This is a genomic window from Streptomyces sp. NPDC006655, assembly GCF_040703965.1.
Classification (GTDB): domain Bacteria; phylum Actinomycetota; class Actinomycetes; order Streptomycetales; family Streptomycetaceae; genus Streptomyces.
Map to the genome: position 1 here is coordinate 67,451 of NZ_JBEYJU010000035.1, position 18,000 is coordinate 85,450.

At 72.0% G+C, this 18,000-nt stretch carries 16 protein-coding genes; 8 read left to right on the plus strand and 8 right to left on the minus strand.

Going from position 1 to position 18,000, the window contains the following annotated elements:
* Positions 1-29: 29 nt before the first annotated feature.
* Both AB0958_RS21590 and AB0958_RS21595 read right to left on the minus strand, forming a co-directional pair.
* The gene (locus AB0958_RS21590) at positions 30-1,424 is read right to left on the minus strand and encodes a metallopeptidase TldD-related protein (protein ID WP_366892068.1); all 1,395 of its coding nucleotides are present in this window, start codon (positions 1,422-1,424) and stop codon (positions 30-32) included.
* Positions 1,421-2,944 (minus strand): TldD/PmbA family protein, encoded by a 1,524-nt coding sequence (locus AB0958_RS21595; RefSeq protein ID WP_366892069.1) that lies wholly within the window; start codon positions 2,942-2,944, stop codon positions 1,421-1,423. Before AB0958_RS21595 ends, AB0958_RS21590 begins: the two co-directional genes overlap by 4 nt.
* A gap of 233 nt (positions 2,945-3,177) precedes the next feature.
* On the opposite strand from AB0958_RS21595, the gene fabG reads away from it, so the two are divergent.
* The 3 genes from fabG to AB0958_RS21610 all read left to right on the plus strand — a co-directional run bounded on the left by fabG (position 3,178) and on the right by AB0958_RS21610 (position 5,181).
* Positions 3,178-3,882 carry a 3-oxoacyl-[acyl-carrier-protein] reductase gene (gene fabG, locus AB0958_RS21600; RefSeq protein ID WP_132885993.1) on the plus strand — a complete coding sequence of 235 codons (705 nt, stop codon included), beginning with the start codon at positions 3,178-3,180 and terminating at the stop codon, positions 3,880-3,882.
* A gap of 5 nt (positions 3,883-3,887) precedes the next feature.
* Positions 3,888-4,655, plus strand: coding sequence for an enoyl-ACP reductase FabI (fabI, locus tag AB0958_RS21605; RefSeq protein WP_089107826.1), 768 nt, complete (start codon positions 3,888-3,890; stop codon positions 4,653-4,655).
* Positions 4,656-4,830: 175 nt separating this feature from the next.
* Positions 4,831-5,181: a hypothetical protein gene (locus AB0958_RS21610; RefSeq protein WP_366892071.1), complete on the plus strand. Its 351-nt coding sequence runs from the start codon at positions 4,831-4,833 to the stop codon at positions 5,179-5,181.
* Here AB0958_RS21610 and AB0958_RS21615 read toward each other — a convergent pair.
* Positions 5,159-5,851: a FadR/GntR family transcriptional regulator gene (locus tag AB0958_RS21615; protein WP_366892072.1), complete on the minus strand. Its 693-nt coding sequence runs from the start codon at positions 5,849-5,851 to the stop codon at positions 5,159-5,161. The genes AB0958_RS21610 and AB0958_RS21615 overlap by 23 nt on opposite strands.
* A gap of 79 nt (positions 5,852-5,930) precedes the next feature.
* Here AB0958_RS21615 and AB0958_RS21620 point away from each other — a divergent pair, with 79 nt between their 5' ends.
* From AB0958_RS21620 to AB0958_RS21635, 4 genes are all read left to right on the plus strand, one after another.
* Positions 5,931-7,241, plus strand: a complete 1,311-nt coding sequence (locus tag AB0958_RS21620) for an MFS transporter (protein WP_366892073.1) — start codon at positions 5,931-5,933, stop codon at positions 7,239-7,241.
* A 77-nt stretch (positions 7,242-7,318) separates the two neighbouring features.
* Positions 7,319-7,435, plus strand: coding sequence for an SGM_5486 family transporter-associated protein (locus AB0958_RS21625; protein WP_089107830.1), 117 nt, complete (start codon positions 7,319-7,321; stop codon positions 7,433-7,435).
* A gap of 189 nt (positions 7,436-7,624) precedes the next feature.
* Entirely contained in the window at positions 7,625-7,831 is a 207-nt protein-coding gene (locus AB0958_RS21630) for a hypothetical protein (RefSeq protein ID WP_366892074.1), read from the plus strand.
* An 81-nt stretch (positions 7,832-7,912) separates the two neighbouring features.
* Positions 7,913-8,431 (plus strand): histidine phosphatase family protein, encoded by a 519-nt coding sequence (locus AB0958_RS21635; protein WP_366892075.1) that lies wholly within the window; start codon positions 7,913-7,915, stop codon positions 8,429-8,431.
* A 104-nt stretch (positions 8,432-8,535) separates the two neighbouring features.
* On the opposite strand, the gene serB is transcribed toward AB0958_RS21635, so the two are convergent.
* Both serB and AB0958_RS21645 read right to left on the minus strand, forming a co-directional pair.
* Entirely contained in the window at positions 8,536-9,744 is a 1,209-nt protein-coding gene (serB, locus tag AB0958_RS21640) for a phosphoserine phosphatase SerB (RefSeq protein WP_366892076.1), read from the minus strand.
* Between the two features lie 231 nt (positions 9,745-9,975).
* A complete protein-coding gene (locus tag AB0958_RS21645; protein ID WP_366892085.1) occupies positions 9,976-11,922 on the minus strand; it encodes a streptophobe family protein in 1,947 nt (648 codons plus the stop codon).
* Positions 11,923-12,316: 394 nt separating this feature from the next.
* Here AB0958_RS21645 and AB0958_RS21650 point away from each other — a divergent pair, with 394 nt between their 5' ends.
* On the plus strand, positions 12,317-14,848 hold the full coding sequence (locus tag AB0958_RS21650) for an FHA domain-containing protein (RefSeq protein WP_366892077.1): 2,532 nt from the start codon (positions 12,317-12,319) through the stop codon (positions 14,846-14,848).
* 84 nt (positions 14,849-14,932) lie between these two features.
* Here AB0958_RS21650 and AB0958_RS21655 read toward each other — a convergent pair whose 3' ends face one another.
* From AB0958_RS21655 to AB0958_RS21665, 3 genes are all read right to left on the minus strand, one after another.
* A complete protein-coding gene (locus tag AB0958_RS21655; RefSeq protein ID WP_366892078.1) occupies positions 14,933-15,673 on the minus strand; it encodes a transglycosylase SLT domain-containing protein in 741 nt (246 codons plus the stop codon).
* A 297-nt stretch (positions 15,674-15,970) separates the two neighbouring features.
* Positions 15,971-17,074 carry an S-adenosylmethionine:tRNA ribosyltransferase-isomerase gene (locus AB0958_RS21660; RefSeq protein WP_366892079.1) on the minus strand — a complete coding sequence of 368 codons (1,104 nt, stop codon included), beginning with the start codon at positions 17,072-17,074 and terminating at the stop codon, positions 15,971-15,973.
* On the minus strand, positions 17,071-17,766 hold the full coding sequence (locus AB0958_RS21665) for an SDR family oxidoreductase (RefSeq protein ID WP_366892081.1): 696 nt from the start codon (positions 17,764-17,766) through the stop codon (positions 17,071-17,073). Before AB0958_RS21665 ends, AB0958_RS21660 begins: the two co-directional genes overlap by 4 nt.
* Positions 17,767-18,000 lie beyond the last annotated feature (234 nt).

An 18,000-nucleotide genomic window follows, 5' to 3' on the forward strand; every position in this document is an offset into this window, starting at 1 on the left:
GGGCGGTCGTGCGACCACCGGCTACGAGGTTATACGCCCTGGCTGACAGAGCTCATATTGAAGTCGGGCACCCGCACCGCGGGCATCGCAGCCCTAGTGAACCAGTCGCCCCACTCCCGCGGCAGCGTCTTTTCGGTGCGCCCGGCCTCCGCGGCCCGCCCGAGCAGATCCACCGGTGACTCGTTGAACCTGAAGTTGTTCACCTGCCCGGTGACCTGGCCGTTCTCCACCAGGTACACGCCGTCCCGGGTCAGACCGGTGAGCAGCAGCGTCGCCGGGTCGACCTCCCGGATGTACCAGAGGCAGGTCAGCAGCAGCCCGCGCCCGGTGTCCGCGACCATCTCCTCCAGCGAGCGGTCCGACCCGCCGTCCAGGATCAGGTTCCCGCCCGCCGGCGCGACCGGCAGCCCGGTGAGACCCGCGGTGTGCCGGGTGGTGGTCAGATGGGCCAGCTCGCCGTTCGCGATCCACTCGGTGGGGCCGACCGGCAGCCCGTTGTCGAAGACGGACTGGTCGCCGCCGGAGGAGTGCGCGACGACGAAGGGCGCGGACTCCAGGCCCGGCTCGTTCGGGTCGCTGCGCAGGTTCAGCGGCAGGTCGCTGAGCTTCTCGCCGACGCGGGTGCCGCCGCCCGGCTTGGAGAACACCGTCCGCCCCTCGGTCGCGTCCCGCCCGGACGCCGACCACAGCTGGTAGATCAGCAGGTCGGCGACGGCGCTCGGCGGCAGCAGCGTCTCGTAGCGGCCCGCAGGCAGGTCCACGCGCCGCTCCGCCCAGCCGAGCCGTACGGCGAGCTCCGCGTCGAGCGCGCCCGGGTCGACGTCCTTGAAGTCCCGCGTGGACCGCCCGGCCCAGGCCGACCGGGTGCGGTCCGGTGACTTGGCGTTCAGTTCGAGAGTGCCGTTCGGCTGGTCGTGCCGCAGCCGCAGCCCCGCCGAGGTGCCCATGTACGTCGACACCAGCTCGTGGTTGGCGAAGCCGTACAGCTCCCGGCCACCGGCACGCGCGCGTGCGAAGGCCTCACCGAGCGCCGGGGCGAAGTCCGCGAAGACGGCGGAGGAGGTCTCGGCGGGCGCGTCCGTGAAGTCCGGTGCCTCCGGGACGCCCGTGACCAGCGGCTGGGCGTCCTCGGCGGGACCGGCACCGCGTGCGGCGGCCTCCGCGGCCCGCACCAGCGGCTCCAGGTCGTCCGCCGTCACGGCCGACCGGGACACGACACCGGAGGCCGTGCCCTCCTTGCCGTCGACGGTCGCCACGACGGTGAGCGAACGCCCGCGCGTGACGCCGTTCGTGGTGAGCGCGTTGCCGGCCCAGCGCAGGTTGGCGCTGGAGTGCTCGTCGGCGATGACCACGCAGCCGTCGGCCCGGGACAGTTCGAGAGCGCGCTCGACGATCTCGTGCGGCTTGGTGCTACGGGCGCTCATCGACCGGCCTCCTGCGTGGTGTTGAGGATGTTGACGCCCCTGAAGAGGGCGGAGGGGCAGCCGTGCGAGACGGCGGCGACCTGCCCCGGCTGGGCCTTGCCGCAGTTGAAGGCGCCGCCGAGGACGTACGTCTGCGGGCCGCCGACGGCCGCCATGGAGCCCCAGAAGTCGGTGGTCGTCGCCTGGTAGGCGACGTCGCGCAGCTGACCGGTGATCCGCCCGTTCTCGATCCTGAAGAACCGCTGGCCGGTGAACTGGAAGTTGTAGCGCTGCATGTCGATGGACCAGGAGCGGTCGCCCACCACGTAGATCCCGCGGTCGACCCCGCCGATCAGGTCCTCGGTGGACAGCCCGGCCGGGTCCGGCCGCAGCGACACGTTGGCCATGCGCTGCACCGGCACGTGCCCGGGGGAGTCGGCGTACGCACACCCGTTGGAGCGCTCGAAACCGGTCAGCTTCGCGATCCTGCGGTCCAGCTGGTAGCCGACGAGCGTGCCGTCCTTGACCAGGTCCCAGGACTGGCCCGCGACGCCCTCGTCGTCGTAGCCGATGGTCGCCAGGCCGTGCTCGGCGGTGCGGTCACCGGTGACGTTCATCAGCTCGGAGCCGTACTTCAACGTGCCGAGCTGGTCGAAGGTGGCGAAGGAGGTGCCGGCGTAGGCGGCCTCGTAGCCGAGCGCGCGGTCCAGCTCGGTGGCGTGGCCGATCGACTCGTGGATGGTCAGCCACAGGTTGGACGGGTCGACCACCAGGTCGTACAGGCCCGCCTCGACGCTCGGCGCCCGCATCTTCTCGGCGAGCAGCTCCGGGATCTGCTCCAGCTCGGTGTCCCAGTCCCAGCCGGTGCCGGTGAGGTACTCCCAGCCGCGTCCGACCGGCGGTGCGACGGTCCGCATCGAGTCGAACTCGCCGCTGGACCCGTCCACGGACACGGCGGTCAGCTGCGGATGCAGCCGCACCCGCTGCTGGGTGGTGACGGTCCCCGCCGTATCCGCGTAGAACTTGTTCTCGTGCACGGTGAGCAGCGAGGCGTCGACGTGGTCGACCCCCTTCGCGGCCAGCAGCCGCGCGCTCCACTGGGCGAGCAGCGCGGCCTTCTCCTCGTCCGGCACGGTGAAGGGGTCGATCTCGTACGACGAGATCCACGTCCGGTCCTCGTGCACCGGCTCGTCGGCCAGCTCGACCCGCTCGTCCGACCCCGCGGCCTTGATCACCTGGGCGGACAGCTTCGCCATGGCCACCGCCTGCGACGCGACCCTGGCCGCGGCGTCGAGGCTCAGGTCCACCCCGGACGCGAAGCCCCAGCTGCCCCCGTGCACCACCCGGACCGCGTACCCGAGGTCGGTGGTGTCCGAGGACCCGGCGGGCTTGGCGTCCCTGAGCCGCCAGGAGGCGCTGCGCACCCGCTCGAACCGGAAGTCCGCGTGCTCGGCCCCGAGCGCACGCGCGCGTGCCAGCGCGGCGTCGGCCAGGGCCCTCAGCGGAAGTGCCAGAAACGACTGATCGATTTCATGGGGCACGGGTGGGAATCCCTTCGAGGTGCTTCCGTGGTGACCGTCACACGCAGTGAATCACGTCCCGGTGCTCGCCCTTGCCGTTCGTCCGGCGACTGTAGAAACCCGACAGCGACACCACTCAGCCACTGTCGGTGCCCGCTTGCCCGCGGTGATGGCGGGACCGATAGGTTTTCGCTGAAGCCGCCTGTAATGCAGCTGTTCGGGCGGATGGTCAGACCGAACGAAAGGGTGATCCGTTGAGCCGCTCGGTTCTCGTCACTGGAGGCAACCGGGGCATCGGCCTCGCCATCGCCCGTGCTTTCGCCGACGCCGGCGACAAGGTGGCCATCACGTACCGCTCGGGTGAGCCGCCGGCCGGCTTCCTGGCCGTCAAGTGCGACATCACCGACTCCGAGCAGGTGGAGCAGGCCTACAAGGAGATCGAGGACGCGCACGGCCCGGTCGAGGTCCTGATCGCCAACGCCGGCATCACCAAGGACACGTTGCTGATGCGGATGTCCGAGGAGGACTTCACCTCGGTCATCGACACCAACCTCACCGGCACCTTCCGCGTGGTCAAGCGCGCCAACCGCGGCATGCTGCGCGCCAAGAAGGGCCGCGTCGTCCTCATCTCCTCGGTCGTCGGCCTCTACGGCGGCCCCGGCCAGGCCAACTACGCCGCCTCCAAGGCCGCCCTGGTCGGCTTCGCGCGCTCCCTCGCCCGGGAGCTGGGTTCGCGCAACATCACCTTCAACGTCGTCGCGCCCGGCTTCGTCGACACCGACATGACGAAGGTGCTCACCGACGAGCAGCGGGCCGGCATCGTGTCGCAGGTGCCGCTGGGCCGGTACGCGCAGCCCGAGGAGGTCGCCGCGACGGTGCGGTTCCTGGCCTCGGACGACGCCTCGTACATCACTGGAGCCGTCATCCCTGTTGACGGCGGACTGGGAATGGGTCACTGATCACCATGAGTGGAATCCTCGAGGGCAAGCGCATCCTGATCACGGGTGTGCTGATGGAGTCCTCCATCGCCTTCCACGCGGCCAAGCTGGCCCAGGAGCAGGGCGCGGAGATCATCCTCACCGCGTTCCCGCGGCCCACGCTGACCGAGCGCATCGCCAAGAAGCTGCCGAAGCCCACCAAGGTCATCGAGCTGGACGTCACCAACGACGAGCACCTGGGCCGGCTGGCCGACCTCGTCGGCGAGGAGCTCGGCGGCCTCGACGGCGTCGTCCACTCCATCGGTTTCGCCCCGCAGGACGCGCTCGGCGGCAACTTCCTCAACACGCCGTTCGAGTCCGTCGCCACCGCCATGCACGTCTCGGCGTACTCCCTGAAGTCGCTGACCATGGCCTGCCTGCCGCTGATGCAGAACGGCGGCTCGGTCGTCGGCCTCACCTTCGACGCGCAGTACGCCTGGCCGCAGTACGACTGGATGGGCCCGGCCAAGGCCGCCCTGGAGGCCACCAGCCGCTACGTCGCGCGCGACCTGGGCAAGCAGAACATCCGCTGCAACCTCATCTCCGCCGGCCCGCTCGCCTCCATGGCCGCCAAGTCCATCCCGGGCTTCAGCGACCTGGCCGCGGTCTGGGACCACCGCTCCCCGCTGGAGTGGGACCTCAAGGACCCCGAGCCGGCCGGCAAGGGCATCGTCGCCCTGCTGAGCGACTGGTTCCCGAAGACCACCGGCGAGATCATCCACGTGGACGGCGGTCTGCACGCCATCGGCGCCTGACCGGCGGCGAGGAAGCAGCGTCACCGAGGCCCGTCTCCCCGGCAGGGGAGGCGGGCCTCACCCGTTCGGTCCACCGGCCGGGCCGCCGCGGCCCGCGCGGCGCACCCTGGAAGGGCGTCGGATCCCGCGTCCACCGCGCGATGTCCCTCCCCAGCCCGGCCGAGGAGGTCCCCTTGTGTGCCTGTCCCGCAGCCTGGCCCCGGTGACCGCGGCCCTCGTGCTGGTGCTCGCCCTGCCCTGCGACGCCGTGTCCCTCGCGCGCGTGCCGAGCGGTCACGAGCCCGCCCCGCAGCCGTTCGGCGCGTCCTGCCGGACCACGGTCCGCGGCTCCCACGTGGTCGCCTACTGCCACAACCCCTACGTGGACACCGACCGGATCCGGCTGCACATCGAGTGCGCCGAGTGGTGGGACATCGACACCGACACCTCCCCGGCCGACGCCGGGCCCGCGATGACCGTACGGCTCTCCGGACGCTGCTGGAAGGAGGTCCGCGCGGCCTGGGTCAGTCACCAGAAGGCCGGCTGAGCCGGCCCGGGCGGCACTGGAACGGATAGCTGCCCGCCTCCTTCGCGGCCGTGTCCGCGTCACCCGCGCGGATCGCCTCGACCAGCCGGGCGTGGTCCATGTACGTCTCCGGCGTCAGCTCGGCACCGACGTCGGCGCGCAGCCAGTCCCGCAGCACCTCGCCCAGGTCGGCGTACATCGCCGTCATCACGTCGTTGTGCGAGGCGGCCACCACGGCGAGGTGGAAGGTCGCGTCGGCCGTCACGAAGTCCTCCGCCTCGCCCGACTCCCAGGCCCGCTCACGGCGCGCCAGCAGGGCGTCGAGCTGCCTGAGGTCCCTGTCGGATCGCCGGACGGCGGCCAGCCGGGCCGCGGTCGACTCCAGCGTGGCGCGCAGCTCCGCGATGTGCCGGGGGTCGGCGTCGGCGAACCGGCGGTGCATCACGCCCGCCAGCTCACTGGTCGCCACGACGTACGTGCCGGAGCCCTGCCGGATGTCCAGCAGGCCGTTGTGCGCCAGTGCGCGGACCGCCTCGCGGACGGTGTTGCGGGCCACTCCCAGCTGCTCGACCAGTTCGGGCTCGGTGGGGATGCGCGAGCCGACCGGCCACTCGCCCGAGGCGATCTGGTTCCGCAGCTCGGCGATGACCTGCTCGGACAGCGCCGACCGGCGCGGATGGCTCAGAGGCATGGCACACCTTCGCACGCGAGGACCGGGCGAGGGCGGTCAGGCCCGCCCGGAGGTGGACAACCAATCATCCTATGATTCTATGATGGGCCTCATGGCAGGCGAGAAATCCAGGACGACGACACCCGCGACCACCTCCACGACAGACCGCCCGGCGGCGCGCGAGCGGGGCGCCGGGCAGTCCGCACGCGACTGGACGACCCGGCTCTTCGTCGTCGGCATCCTGCTGGCCGCCCTCAACCTCCGGCCCGCCATCACCAGCCTCGGCGCGCTCCTTGAGGAGGTCCGCGACGGGCTGGGCATGAGCGGCAGCGTCGCCGGGCTGCTCACCTCCGTGCCCCCGCTCTGCTTCGCCGTCTTCGGCGTCATGGCCCCCCGCCTCGCCCGCCGCTTCGGACCGCCGGCGGTGGTGTGCGCCGGCATGGTGGCCATCACGGCCGGCCTGGTGATCCGGCCGTACGCGGGGGGCACGGCCGGATTCCTGGTCGGCAGCGCGCTCGCGCTCATGGGCATCGCCGTCAGCAACGTGCTGATGCCGGTCATCGTCAAGCGCTGGTTCCCCGACCGGGTCGGCTCGATGACCGGCCTGTACTCGATGGCCCTCGCCGCCGGTACCTCGATCGCCGCCGCGGTGACCGTGCCCATGACGGACGCCCTGGGCGGCAGCTGGCGGACCGGCCTCGCCGTCTGGGCCGCGCTCGCCGCGGCCGCCGTGCTGCCGTGGGTCCCGCTGGTACGGGACCGGGGCCCGGCGGCGCCGACGGGCGGGGCACGCGCGCGTGCGGAGCAGGAGCCGCCCGCGCTGCGGATCACCCGCAGCCGTACCGCATGGGCGCTCGCCGTGTTCTTCGGGCTCCAGGCCACCGCCGCCTACGTCACGATGGGCTGGATGGCCCAGATCTTCCGGGACGCGGGCGTAGCCGCGAGCACGGCCGGGCTGCTGCTGGCCGTCACCATGGTGATGGGCGTGCCGCTGGCCTTCGTCATCCCGCGCGTGGCCACCCGGCTTCCGCACCAGGGCCCGATCGTGGTCGCACTCGGCCTCTGCGGCCTCGCCGGATACGCCGGCCTGTACCTCGCGCCCGCCGCCGGGGCCTGGGCCTGGGCGGTGCTGCTCGGCGTCTCGAACTGCGCCTTCCCGCTGGCGCTCACCATGGTCGGGATGCGGTCCAGGACCGGCGCGGGCGTCGCGCAGCTGTCGGCCTTCGCCCAGAGCACCGGCTACCTCATCTCCATTCCCGGCCCGCTGCTGGTGGGCGTGCTGTACCAGAGCAGTGGCGGCTGGGGGGTGCCGATCCTCCTCATGGTCGTGCTGATGGTCCCGCAGATGGCCGTCGGCTGGCTGGCGGGCCGCAAGCGCACGGTGGAGGACGAGGCCGCCGCAACCGGCTGACCCGTCCCGACACGCCGAAGGGCGGCTGCGGCCACCCCGCCCGGGTCCGCCCCTTCGACAGGTGCCAGACTGGCCCCATGCCAGTGCTCGACCCGAACCCCCAGAACGGTCAGAAGAAGATGCTGATCGTCTTCGGCTCGTTCTTCGCCATCTTCATCGTCATCGCCGTCATCGCGACCCTCGCGTCCCCCTGACCACCGTCCCGGCGGCCGACGGACGGTCGGCGGGCGGCCGATGGTGGGGCTGGCCCCCCATCCCCTAGGGGGTGGAGGTCAGGGTCAAGTGGGTGGGTCACCGGATGGGTCGGCGGCCCCGGCTTCCGTACTTTCGAGGTGTGGCCGCGAGGAGCGGTCACCCGACCTCGGAGACCAGCGGAGGCGATCATGCCGGCCCTAACGCACACCCGGCCCCACCCGGCGACCCCGGGCAGTGCCGACATCCGGCTCCCCTGGTGGGCGCTCGCCCTCCCCGTGCTCGCCTTCGTCTCCCTGCTGCTGCTGATACTGAACCCGGCGGACGCCCACGCGGCCACCGGCGACCCGGCCGTCACCCACCTCTTCGAGCACGTCCGGCACCTGGTCTCCCGCTAGCGCGCCCGGACCCGCGGACCGGGCGGAGCCGCATGTCAACTCCCTGCGCCCGATGGCCTGTTTCATGCGAAGCTGGATGTCATGAGCGTCGCAGAACCCCGCAGGATCGTCTTCTTCCGCCATGCGAAAGCCGACTGGCCACAGGTGACCGACCACGAGCGACCGCTCGCTGACCGGGGCCGTACGGACGCCGCCGTCGCCGGACGCAGGCTGGCGGACAGCGGCATCACCTTCGACCTGGCCCTGTGCTCCACCTCCGTGCGCACCCGGGAGACCTGGAAACTCGCGGTCCACGAGCTCGCGCACCGGCCGAAAACCGTCTACGAGGAGCGGGTGTACGAGGCCTCGCCGGGCGAGCTGGTCGCCGTACTCAACGAGGTGCCCGACGATGTACAGAACGTCATCCTCATCGGTCACAACCCCGGCGTGCACGGCGTGGCCGAGATTGTGGCGGGCACAGCCGAGAGCGACGCCCGCGAGCGGATGAACCGCAGGGGCTTTCCCGCCGCCGCCTTCGCCGTCGTGACGTTCGAGGGCTCCTGGAAGGCTCTGGAACCGGGCGTGGCCACGCTCACGGACTACTGGGCGCCCTCCGAATGAGACCGGCGCGGGGCCGCCGTCCGACGGACGGTGGCCCCGCGGCACGACCAGGGCCCGGCACCGAGCCTCGGTGCCGGGCCCCTTCGCGCCCGTGTGCCGGCGGTTCAGTCCTCGTCGAGGGTGTCCGCCGCCTCCACCTCTTCACGGGTGACGCCCAGCAGGTACAGGACCGTGTCCAGGAACGGGAAGTTCACCGCCGTGTGCGCGGCCTCACGCACCACCGGCTTGGCGTTGAAGGCGACCCCGAGACCCGCCGCGTTCAGCATGTCCAGGTCGTTGGCGCCGTCACCGATGGCCACCGTCTGCGACAGCGGCACGCCCGCCTCGGCCGCGAACCGGCGCAGCAGTCGCGCCTTCCCCGCCCGGTCCACGATCTCGCCGGTCACCCGCCCGGTCAGCTTCCCGTCGACGATCTCCAGCGTGTTGGCCTGGGCGAAGTCCAGCCCCAGCCGCTCCCGCAGGTCGTCGGTGACCTGGGTGAATCCGCCCGAGACGACCCCGACTTGGTAGCCGAGCCGCTTCAGCGTGCGGATCAGGGTCCGCGCTCCCGGCGTCAGCCGCACATCGGCGCGCACCTTCTGCACCACCGACTCGTCCAGCCCCTTCAGCAGCGCCACGCGCGCGTGCAGCGACTGTTCGAAGTCCAGCTCGCCGCGCATCGCTGCCGCGGTCACCTCGGCGACCTGGTCCTCACAGCCGGCGTGCGCGGCGAAGAGTTCGATCACCTCGTCCTGGATGAGCGTCGAGTCCACGTCCATGACGACCAGCCGCTGGGCCCGCCGGTGCAGGCCGGCCGCGACGACCGCGACGTCCACACCGAGCTCCGCCGCGTCCGAGGCCAGGGCGGTGCGCAGCGGCTCGGTCGCCACGCCGGACACCGCGAACTCCACCGCCGTCACCGGGTACTTGGCGAGCCGGAAGATACGGTCGATGTTGCCGCCGGTCTTGGCGATCCGGGCCGCGATGGCGGCCGTCGACTCGGCGGTCAGGGGGTGGCCGAGGACGGTGACCAGGGAACGGCCGAGACCACGCGGGCGGTTGTCGCCGCGCCCGGAGATGATCTCCGCCTGCATCTTCATCGACTCGGCCCAGCTGTGCACGGTCGCCCTGAGGTCGCCCTCGAGCCCCGCCGGGGGCTGGGTCACCAGCGCGCACAGCACCAGGCGGCCTCGCGTCACGACCTGCTCGATGTCGACCACGTCGACCATGTACGCGGCAAGGGTGTCGAAGAGGCCGGCCGTGATGCCCGGCCTGTCCTTGCCGAAAATCTTGACGAGGAGAGTGGGGACCTCGGAGGTCTGCGGATCGCTCATGGTGTAACCACCGTAACCGGCACGCAGTGCCTGCGGCGCAGGTGGTCCGCCTGACGGACACGGAACAATAGGTGTCGGGCCGGTGTCGGAGGCTTTGCTTCCGGGCAACGGGCGAACGCGCGTGCGACGTCAGCGGGTGGTTCGCACCGTATTCCGCCGCATCCTTCACGCACGGTTCGACGGGTGGACGAGTCCGGTGCGGACGTCGCCCGCCCCGGCGAGGCGGCCGTCTCACCGACGGGGCCGCCCGGACGGAGGCGGGGGAGGGGGCGGTGGCGGTGGCGCAGACGGTGGTGGAGGCGGCGGACCGGTGTACGAGCCGTCCGGGGCCCCGTCGCCCCGACGCGGCCCCGGACGGCGTCGCCGTGGCTCCAGCGGCCGGGCCATGGTGGGGGCACCGTACACGTCGTCCGAACCGGGCGGTACGTCGGAGGAGTCCCCGCTGTCCCCGACCCTGGTCTCCGCCGCGGACCGAGGGCTCCCGGCGGACGGCGAGTCCGGCGCCTGGCTGGGAGGTCCAGCCCCTGGTCCGGCTCCCCAGCCCGGTCCGCGATCGCGAGGTCCTGCCCCGGGGCCTGCCCCCGCTCCCGGTCCCCGGCCGCGAGACCCTGTCTCCGGTGCGGTCCCCGTGTCCGATCCCGGGTCGTGCGGCTCCTGTACCCAGTCGGGCCACACCCGATGGTCGGGCGTCCGCTCCCGTAGCTCGTCCGGCACCCGGAGGTAGGGGTTGGTGTCGGGATTCGGCGGGCGGTACCGGTGTCCCGGCGTGTACGGCCCCGCCGCCCCGCCCTCGCCCCTGCCCGGCGCCCCGCCCGCCACCGCGTACGCCGACCCGCCGGGCCCGGCCCCGCCCCGGCCGTCCCCCAGTGCCGCCGGTGCCGCCCGGGACCCCGCCGTGCCGGTCACCCACGCCAGCAGCGCCCCCGCCGCCCCCGCCGCCGCACCCCAGGCCGCCCCGAGGAGCAGCGCCATTGCCCACTGCCCGTGCAGCTCGATGCCCGCACCGAACGCGTCGAAGCCCAGCACCGACAGCGAGGCGTTCACCGACACGTCCGTCAGCCAGGCCAGCAGCGGCAGCGTGAGCGCGGTCGCGATCCCCAACCGCAGGGCACACCGTCCGGCGAAACCGAGCGCCCCCCGGTCCGCGCCCACCCCCTGACTCGCCGCGGCTCCCGGCCCGACCGGCGTCCGTACCGCCGTGATCAACCCCGCGAGCAGCATCAGCAGGGCCGCGGCGACCCCCAGCAGCCACACCCGTCCGTCCAGGCCGGCCAGGTGCCCCAGGGTCACCGACCGGCCGGACTTCGAGGTCAGCAGCTCGTCCAGGGGATGGGGCAGGAACGTGGTCAGGACGCCCGTCGCCCTGCCGTCGAAGGGGACGAGGAGACCGATCGGGAGGCCGAGCCAGACCCCGTTGGGGGCGCCGAGCAGGGCGGCACCCGCGATGCGCGCCGGGTGCGGGTCGCCGGTCGCCGCCCAGGCCGCCGCCGCCCACCCCGCGGCCACGGCCACCAGCAGGACCGTCACCAGCGCCGAGGCGGCCGGCCGTACCACCCGGTGCACGGTCTCCCAGCCGGGTGGCAGCGGAGTGCGGCGGGAGGCCAGCAGGGCGATCAGCAGGACGCCGGTGCACCAGGCGAGACCGCCGGCGAGGGTCGCCGCGGTGTCCACGCTGAACCCGACCGCCGCGTTCGCCTTGACGAGGTCCCCGATGCGGTCCGGGAGCAACCCGCCGACGTCTCCGATGCCCGGGATCCTCAGACCGCCTCCGCCTCCGCCGCCCGCCCCCGTCAGCCCGTCCAGCCCGAGCGCACCGCCGTCGATGGTCACGACCGAGTGCCCCGCCCACGCGAGTCCGCCCAGCGTCGCCACGAAGAGCACGACCAGGGAGCCCGCGCGGGCCAGCAGTTCGGCGGGGGCGATGACCGCCCCGGCTGTGCGCAGGGACCGGAGGAAGAACCATGACAAGAGGAGCGCACCGACCAGGCTCACCCCCAGTGGCGTGATCTCGACGGCCGTCGTGGCCTCCGCGCCCTTCAGGCCGAAGGCGGACAGATCTCCGGTCGGCGTGACCGACCCACCCGCCCCGAGCGCCACGACCGCCGCTGTCATGGGGCCCAGTGAGCCCGCCGCGTCGGCCCGCAGCAGATGCAGGCCGAGCGCCGCCGTACCCGCCATGCCGATCAACGCCCAGCTCACGGCCGCGATCGCGGACAGCAGGATGTCGATCCAGGGCAGCCGGGCGCCTGGGCGCGCGCTCTCGGCTCCCGTGCCGGAAGTACCGGAAGTGCCAGACGTGCCAGACGTACCTGATGTGCCAGAATCCATGGCAGACCCCCCGATCCGCGAACGCTCGGGGCCGCGCCGTCGCGCTTGTCCCCCTCGCGTGAATTACCACTCTCCGGCCCGGTTTCAACCCCGTCAACGGAAAGAGTCGAAGCGCTCGGGCGAGCTCTCCACAAGGCCCGACTTTCGGTCAGAGGGCCGAGCCTGAAATAGTTCCCGACGATGTTCGACATCCCTAGACTCCCTGTGATGGGGGTAACTCGGGGGACTACTCATGGGGCTTGGCGTGCCGGAACTCGTACTGGAATCAAACGGACGTACCTGGACGCTCGATCCGTCCAGGACCTACACCCTCGGACGTGATCCGCAGGGGGACATCGTGTTCGACGACGCCAGGGTCTCCTGGCGGCACGCCACGATCAGCTTCGACGGCCGCAGTTGGGGCATCGAGGACCACGGCAGCACCAACGGCACCTTCGTGCAGAGCCGCCGGATCCAGCGCATGGAGATCGGTCCGGGCTCGGCCGTGCACCTCGGCAACGCGAACGACGGACCGCGCCTGAGTCTCTCCGGCGCCACGGCCGCCGCGCCGCGGCCCCAGCAGGCCGCACCGCAGACCGCGCAGCCGTACGCGGCCCAGGGCGCGGGCGGTGCCGGCTGGTCCCAGCCGCCGGCTCCGCAGCCGCAGGCTCCGCAACAGGGCTGGCAGCAGGCCCCGTCGGCGATCCCGCAGCAGCAGGGAGCCCCGGCCATGGCCTCGGGTGGTGGCGCGGGGGCGCCACCGGTCTACGGTGACCGCAGCCCGACCACGTTCCACCAGTTCTCCATCGGCCGGGTGATGCGCATCGGCCGTGCCCTGGAGAACGAGTTGGTGGTCTCCGACCTCCAGGTCTCGCGCCACCACGCCGAGTTCCACTCCACGCCCGACGGCCGTATGGAGATCCGCGACCTCGGCTCCCACAACGGCACGTACGTCAACGGCCAGCCGATCGCCAAGGGCGGCAGCGCCCTGCTCGGCCCCCACGACATCGTCGGCGTCGGTCACTCCACCTTCCGGGTCGTCGGCGACCGGCTGGAGGAGTTCGTCGACACCGGTGAGGTCTCCTTCTCCGCACGGCGCCTGACCGTCACGGTCGACGGTGGCAAGCAGATCCTGAAGGACGTCTCCTTCGGTGTCCCGGAGAAGTCCCTGATCGCGGTCATCGGCCCGTCGGGATCCGGCAAGTCGACGCTGCTCAAGGCGCTCACCGGCTACCGCCCCGCCGACGAGGGCGAGGTGCTGTACGACAACCGCAACCTGTACAAGCAGTTCGCCGAGCTGCGCCAGCGCATCGGTCTGGTCCCGCAGGACGACATCCTGCACAAGGAACTGACCGTCAAGCGGGCCCTCACGTACGCGGCCAAGCTGCGGTTCCCCGCCGACACCACCGGCCAGGAGCGCGACGACCGCATCGAGGAGGTGCTGCGCGAGCTGAAGCTCGACATCCACAAGGACAAGAAGGTCACCGCCCTGTCCGGCGGCCAGCGCAAGCGGGTCTCGGTCGCCCTGGAACTGCTCACCAAGCCGTCGCTGATCTTCCTCGACGAACCCACCTCGGGCCTGGACCCGGGTATGGACCGCGATGTCATGCAGCTGCTGCGCGGTCTCGCCGACGACGGTCGCACGGTCCTCGTCGTCACCCACTCGGTGGCCGAACTGGCGCTGTGCGACAAGCTGCTGGTGATGGCGCCGGGTGGCGCGGTCGCCTACTTCGGGCCGCCCGAGGAGGCGCTGAACTTCTTCGGCTACGACACCTGGGCCGACGTCTTCTCCGCCTTCGAGAACTACCGCGACTACGACTGGGCGGGACGCTGGAAGGGCTCGCAGCACTACCAGATGTACGCCGCGGACATCGACGCCAGCGCCCCGCAGGCCGTACAGACGCCGCCGGGGCAGGTGATGAAGCCCAAGAAGCCGCAGAGCTGGGGTTCGCAGCTGTTGACCCTGGTACGGCGGTACACGGCGGTCATCGCCTCCGACAAGGGCTTCCTGGCGCTGACGGTGATCCTTCCGGCGGTGCTCGGCGCGGTCAGCCTGCTGATCGACAGCGACAAGACCCTGCTGGTGAACCCGGTCAACCACAGGACGGGCGTCCCCGTGCCCAACGGCACGGCCACCACCGTCCTGCTGATCCTCGCGGTCGGCGCCTGTTTCGCGGGCGCCGCGAACTCCGTACGTGAGCTGATCAAGGAACGGGTCATCTACGAGCGGGAGCGCGCGGTCGGCCTGTCCCGGTCGGCGTACCTGATGTCCAAGGTGGTCGTGCTCGGTGTGATCACCGTGCTGCAGGGCCTGATGGTCGGCCTGATCGGCTTCTCCAGCCGCACCATCCCGGACGAGGGCGTGGTCCTCGGCCACTCCGTCCTGTTCGAGCTGTGCATCCCGATCATGGGGCTCGGCTTCACCTCGATGATGTTCGGCCTGGTCATCTCCTCGCTGGTGAAGACGTCCGAGAAGACCATGCCGCTGCTGGTGATGTTCGCGATCATCCAGGTCGTCTTCACCGGCTGCCTGTTCACCCTGAACGGCGCGGTCGGCGCCAACCAGCTCTCGTTCCTGATGCCGTCCCGCTGGGCGGTGGGTGCCGCCGGCGCCACGCTGGACTTCAACAACATCGCGCCCAACACCGACGACCCGACCAGCAAGGACCCGCTGTGGGCGCACACGGCGGGTGCCTGGAGCATGGACATGGCGGTGCTGATCGTCCTCGGTGTGCTCTGCGGCTTCCTGGTGGCGCGCTTCCTGCGCCGCCACGAGCCGGAGGTCATGCGCAAGTAGCACCTCGCGTACGACGCCGAAGGGCGGCACCCCCGCAGTGGGGTGCCGCCCTTCGGCGCGTCGGTGCCGAGGTCCGCGCCTGCCTCAGTACGCGCTGTTGACGTTGTCGATCGAGCCGTACCGGTGCGCCGCGTAGTTGGCGGCGGCGGTGATGTTGGCGACCGGGTTGTAGATGTCCCAGGACGTGCCGGCGACGTGGTAGGCGCTGAAGGTCGGCGGGATCACCTGAAGCAGGCCCTTGGAGGGGATGCCGTTGATGGCGTTGATGTCCCAGTTGTTGATGGCCATCGGGTTGCCGGAGGACTCCCGCATGATGTTGCGGTGCAGGCCGCTGTAGGAGCCCGGGATGCCCTTGGCCCGCATGATGTCGAGGGCCTGGCGGATCCAGCCGTCGAGGTTGTTGCTGTAGGTCTGCACGGCGGCCTGCTGGACCTGCGGGCGCGCGGCGGACCGGTTCGCGGCCTGCTCGGCGGTGCGCGCCTGGGCGGCCTGCCGGGCGGCGGCCTGGGTCTTCGCCTGGGCGGCGGCCTGCTTCGCGTGGGCGACGTCCAGGGCGTGGGCGGCGGCCGCCTTCCTGGCGGCGATCGCGTCGAGCTTGACGGCCTGAAGCGCGCCCTGGTCGGTGATCGCGCCCTTGACGTCCTTGATCTGCTGGGTGCCGTAGACCGCCGCCTGGGTCGTGGCGGCCGGGGAGCCGGTCACGACCGTGTCCGCGCTGCTGGGCACGGCGGAGAAGGCGATGGAGGCGGCGCCGAGCGTGGCGATACCGGCGAGCGCGATCTTGTGGTGCTTGGTGAGCGCGGGACTATGGGTGTTCTTCGGCATGGCAGTGGACCTCTTCGAATAGCGCGGAGGCCGCTCGTTGTCTGCGGGGGAGACCGGCTCCTCCTGCACGAACACCGCGGGGGGAATCCGCGGTGCTGAGCGACGGCAGCCATTCTTAGCGGCCGCAAAATGCCGAGGCAAAGGTGTGACGTACGACCCTGGGTAGTAGGGGCCGGAAGGGCAAAACGGGACAGACTGGGTCGTCTGTCCCGTTCGAGCGGGGGCTGTTTATCTCCTATGTCCGTTCGTACGTGATGTGCGCCCTATGTGCGGCCTCACATCGCGCCTTCAGGTTTTTCACGATGAGTTGCTGTCGCAATGCTCTGCGTGAGGCCTCCTCCGGGAGGATTCCGGGAGGATGAGGTGCAGGTCCCCGAACTCGTGCCAGAGGTAGCGCCCGCGCAACGCCTCCGCGTAGCTGCGGTCGACCGCGGCCCGTCCCGCCACCGCCTCCAGCATCAGCAGATGCGAGGCCTCCGGCTCGTGCAGCCCGGTCAGCAGCCCGTCCACCACCCGCACCCCGCGCTCCGGCGTGACGACGAGCTCCGTCCACCCCTCGGCCGCCCGCACCACCCCGTCCGCCCCGGCAGCCGACTCCACGGCCCGCACGGCCGTCGTCCCCACGGCGATCACCCGCCTTTCGGCCGCCCTGGCCGCGTTGATCAGCCGCGCCGAGGCCGCGGGCACGGCGAAGCGTTCCGCGTACGGCGGTTCGTGCGCCTCGGGCGACGACACCCCCGTATGCAGCGTGATCGGCGCGAACTGCATCCCGCGGCTCACCAGCTCCGCCACCAGCCGCGCGGTGAAGGGCCGCGCCGCACTCGGCATCTCCGCACTCCCCGCCCCGTCGTCCGACGGCAGCGCGAACACCGTCTGGTACACGGACAACGGCTGGTCCCGCTCCGTGTAGGAGTACCGGACGGGCCGCCCGTACTCCCTCAGCACCTCTGGCACATCCGCCGTCGCCCGCGCCCACCACAGCCGCTCGCCCCGCGGGCTCAGCGGCTCCTCCAGCACCAGCAGCCCACCGCCCGGCAGCAGCACCTCACTCATCGCGCGCGTACCCGCACGCGCGCGTGTCGTGCCGTTCCCGTCCGGCTCCCGGAGCTCGACCGCCCACCGCCCGGCCCCGTGCGCGGCGTCCCCGCGCGCGGAGAAGTGCACCACCACGCGCGCGTGCCCGACGTGCCCGTCCACAGCCGCCGCCAGCGTCGGCGAGGTGTTGACCACCAGCAGGTCCCCGGCCCGCAGCAGGCCCGGCAGCTCGGCGAACCCGTGATGCGACACCGCCGTCCCCCGCGACACCAGCAGCCGGACCGCGTCGCGGTCGAGCCCCGGCCCGCGCTGCTCGGCCGGCACCCGCGCGGACAGCTCCCGCGGCACCCGCACCGCCGTCGTCATCGCCCCTCCACCAGGGCCGGCGCCCCGTACCGGCCACTGGCCGGCCGCTCGTCGAGCAGCCGCAGGAACGCCGGTACGACCGACTCCGGCGCCGGCCGCGGATCGTCCTCGTCCGGTACGGCCGCCGAGTACAGGTCCGTCGCCATGTCCCCGGGATCCACCGCCCACACCCGCAGCCCCGGCTCCTCCACGCCGAGCACGGCCGCCAGCTGGTCCAGGGCCGCCTTCGAGGCGCCGTAGCCGCCCCAGCTCTCGTACGCCTCGGAGCCCGCGTCCGAGCTGACCGCGATCACCGCACCCAGCGCCGACTCCCGCAGCAGCGGCAGCGCCTCCTGGACCAGGCCCAGCGCGGCCACCACATTCACCTCCAGCGCCCGGCGCAGCCCCGCCAGGGGCAGCTCACCGAGACGCACCAGCGGCTCGACGCCCAGCGCGCTGGCATTGCTCACCAGCAGATCCAGACCGCCCAGGCCACGCGCCGCGGCCACCAGCTCGGTCCGGTGCCCGGCGTCCGTGACGTCCCCGGGCAGCGCCGCAACCCGGCCGCCCCGCCCCGCCGCGGCCTCCTGAGCCGCCTTCAGGGCCTCGGCACCCCTGGCGTCGAGCACCAGGTCCCAGCCCCGCGCGGCCAGCGCTTCGGCCAGCGCCCGCCCAAGCCCCTTCGAGGCCCCCGTGATGATCGCTACCGGCATGACAACCGTCCCCTCGGCTCCGTCCGCCCTGATCGGCGGTGCCCCTCAACGTAGGAACGGCGCCGCCCCGGCCGCCTCGGGCGCGGGCCGCAGTCCGGCGGGGTCCTTCGGACTAAGCCACCGGTAGGGGCCCCGCGGCCTAGTAGTGCTTCGTTACGTCGAGTGATCTCGCCTGGTGGTGGGCATCTTCTCCGGTATGAGGTTGGGGGAGGTGGAACGGCTCCGGGGTGAGTT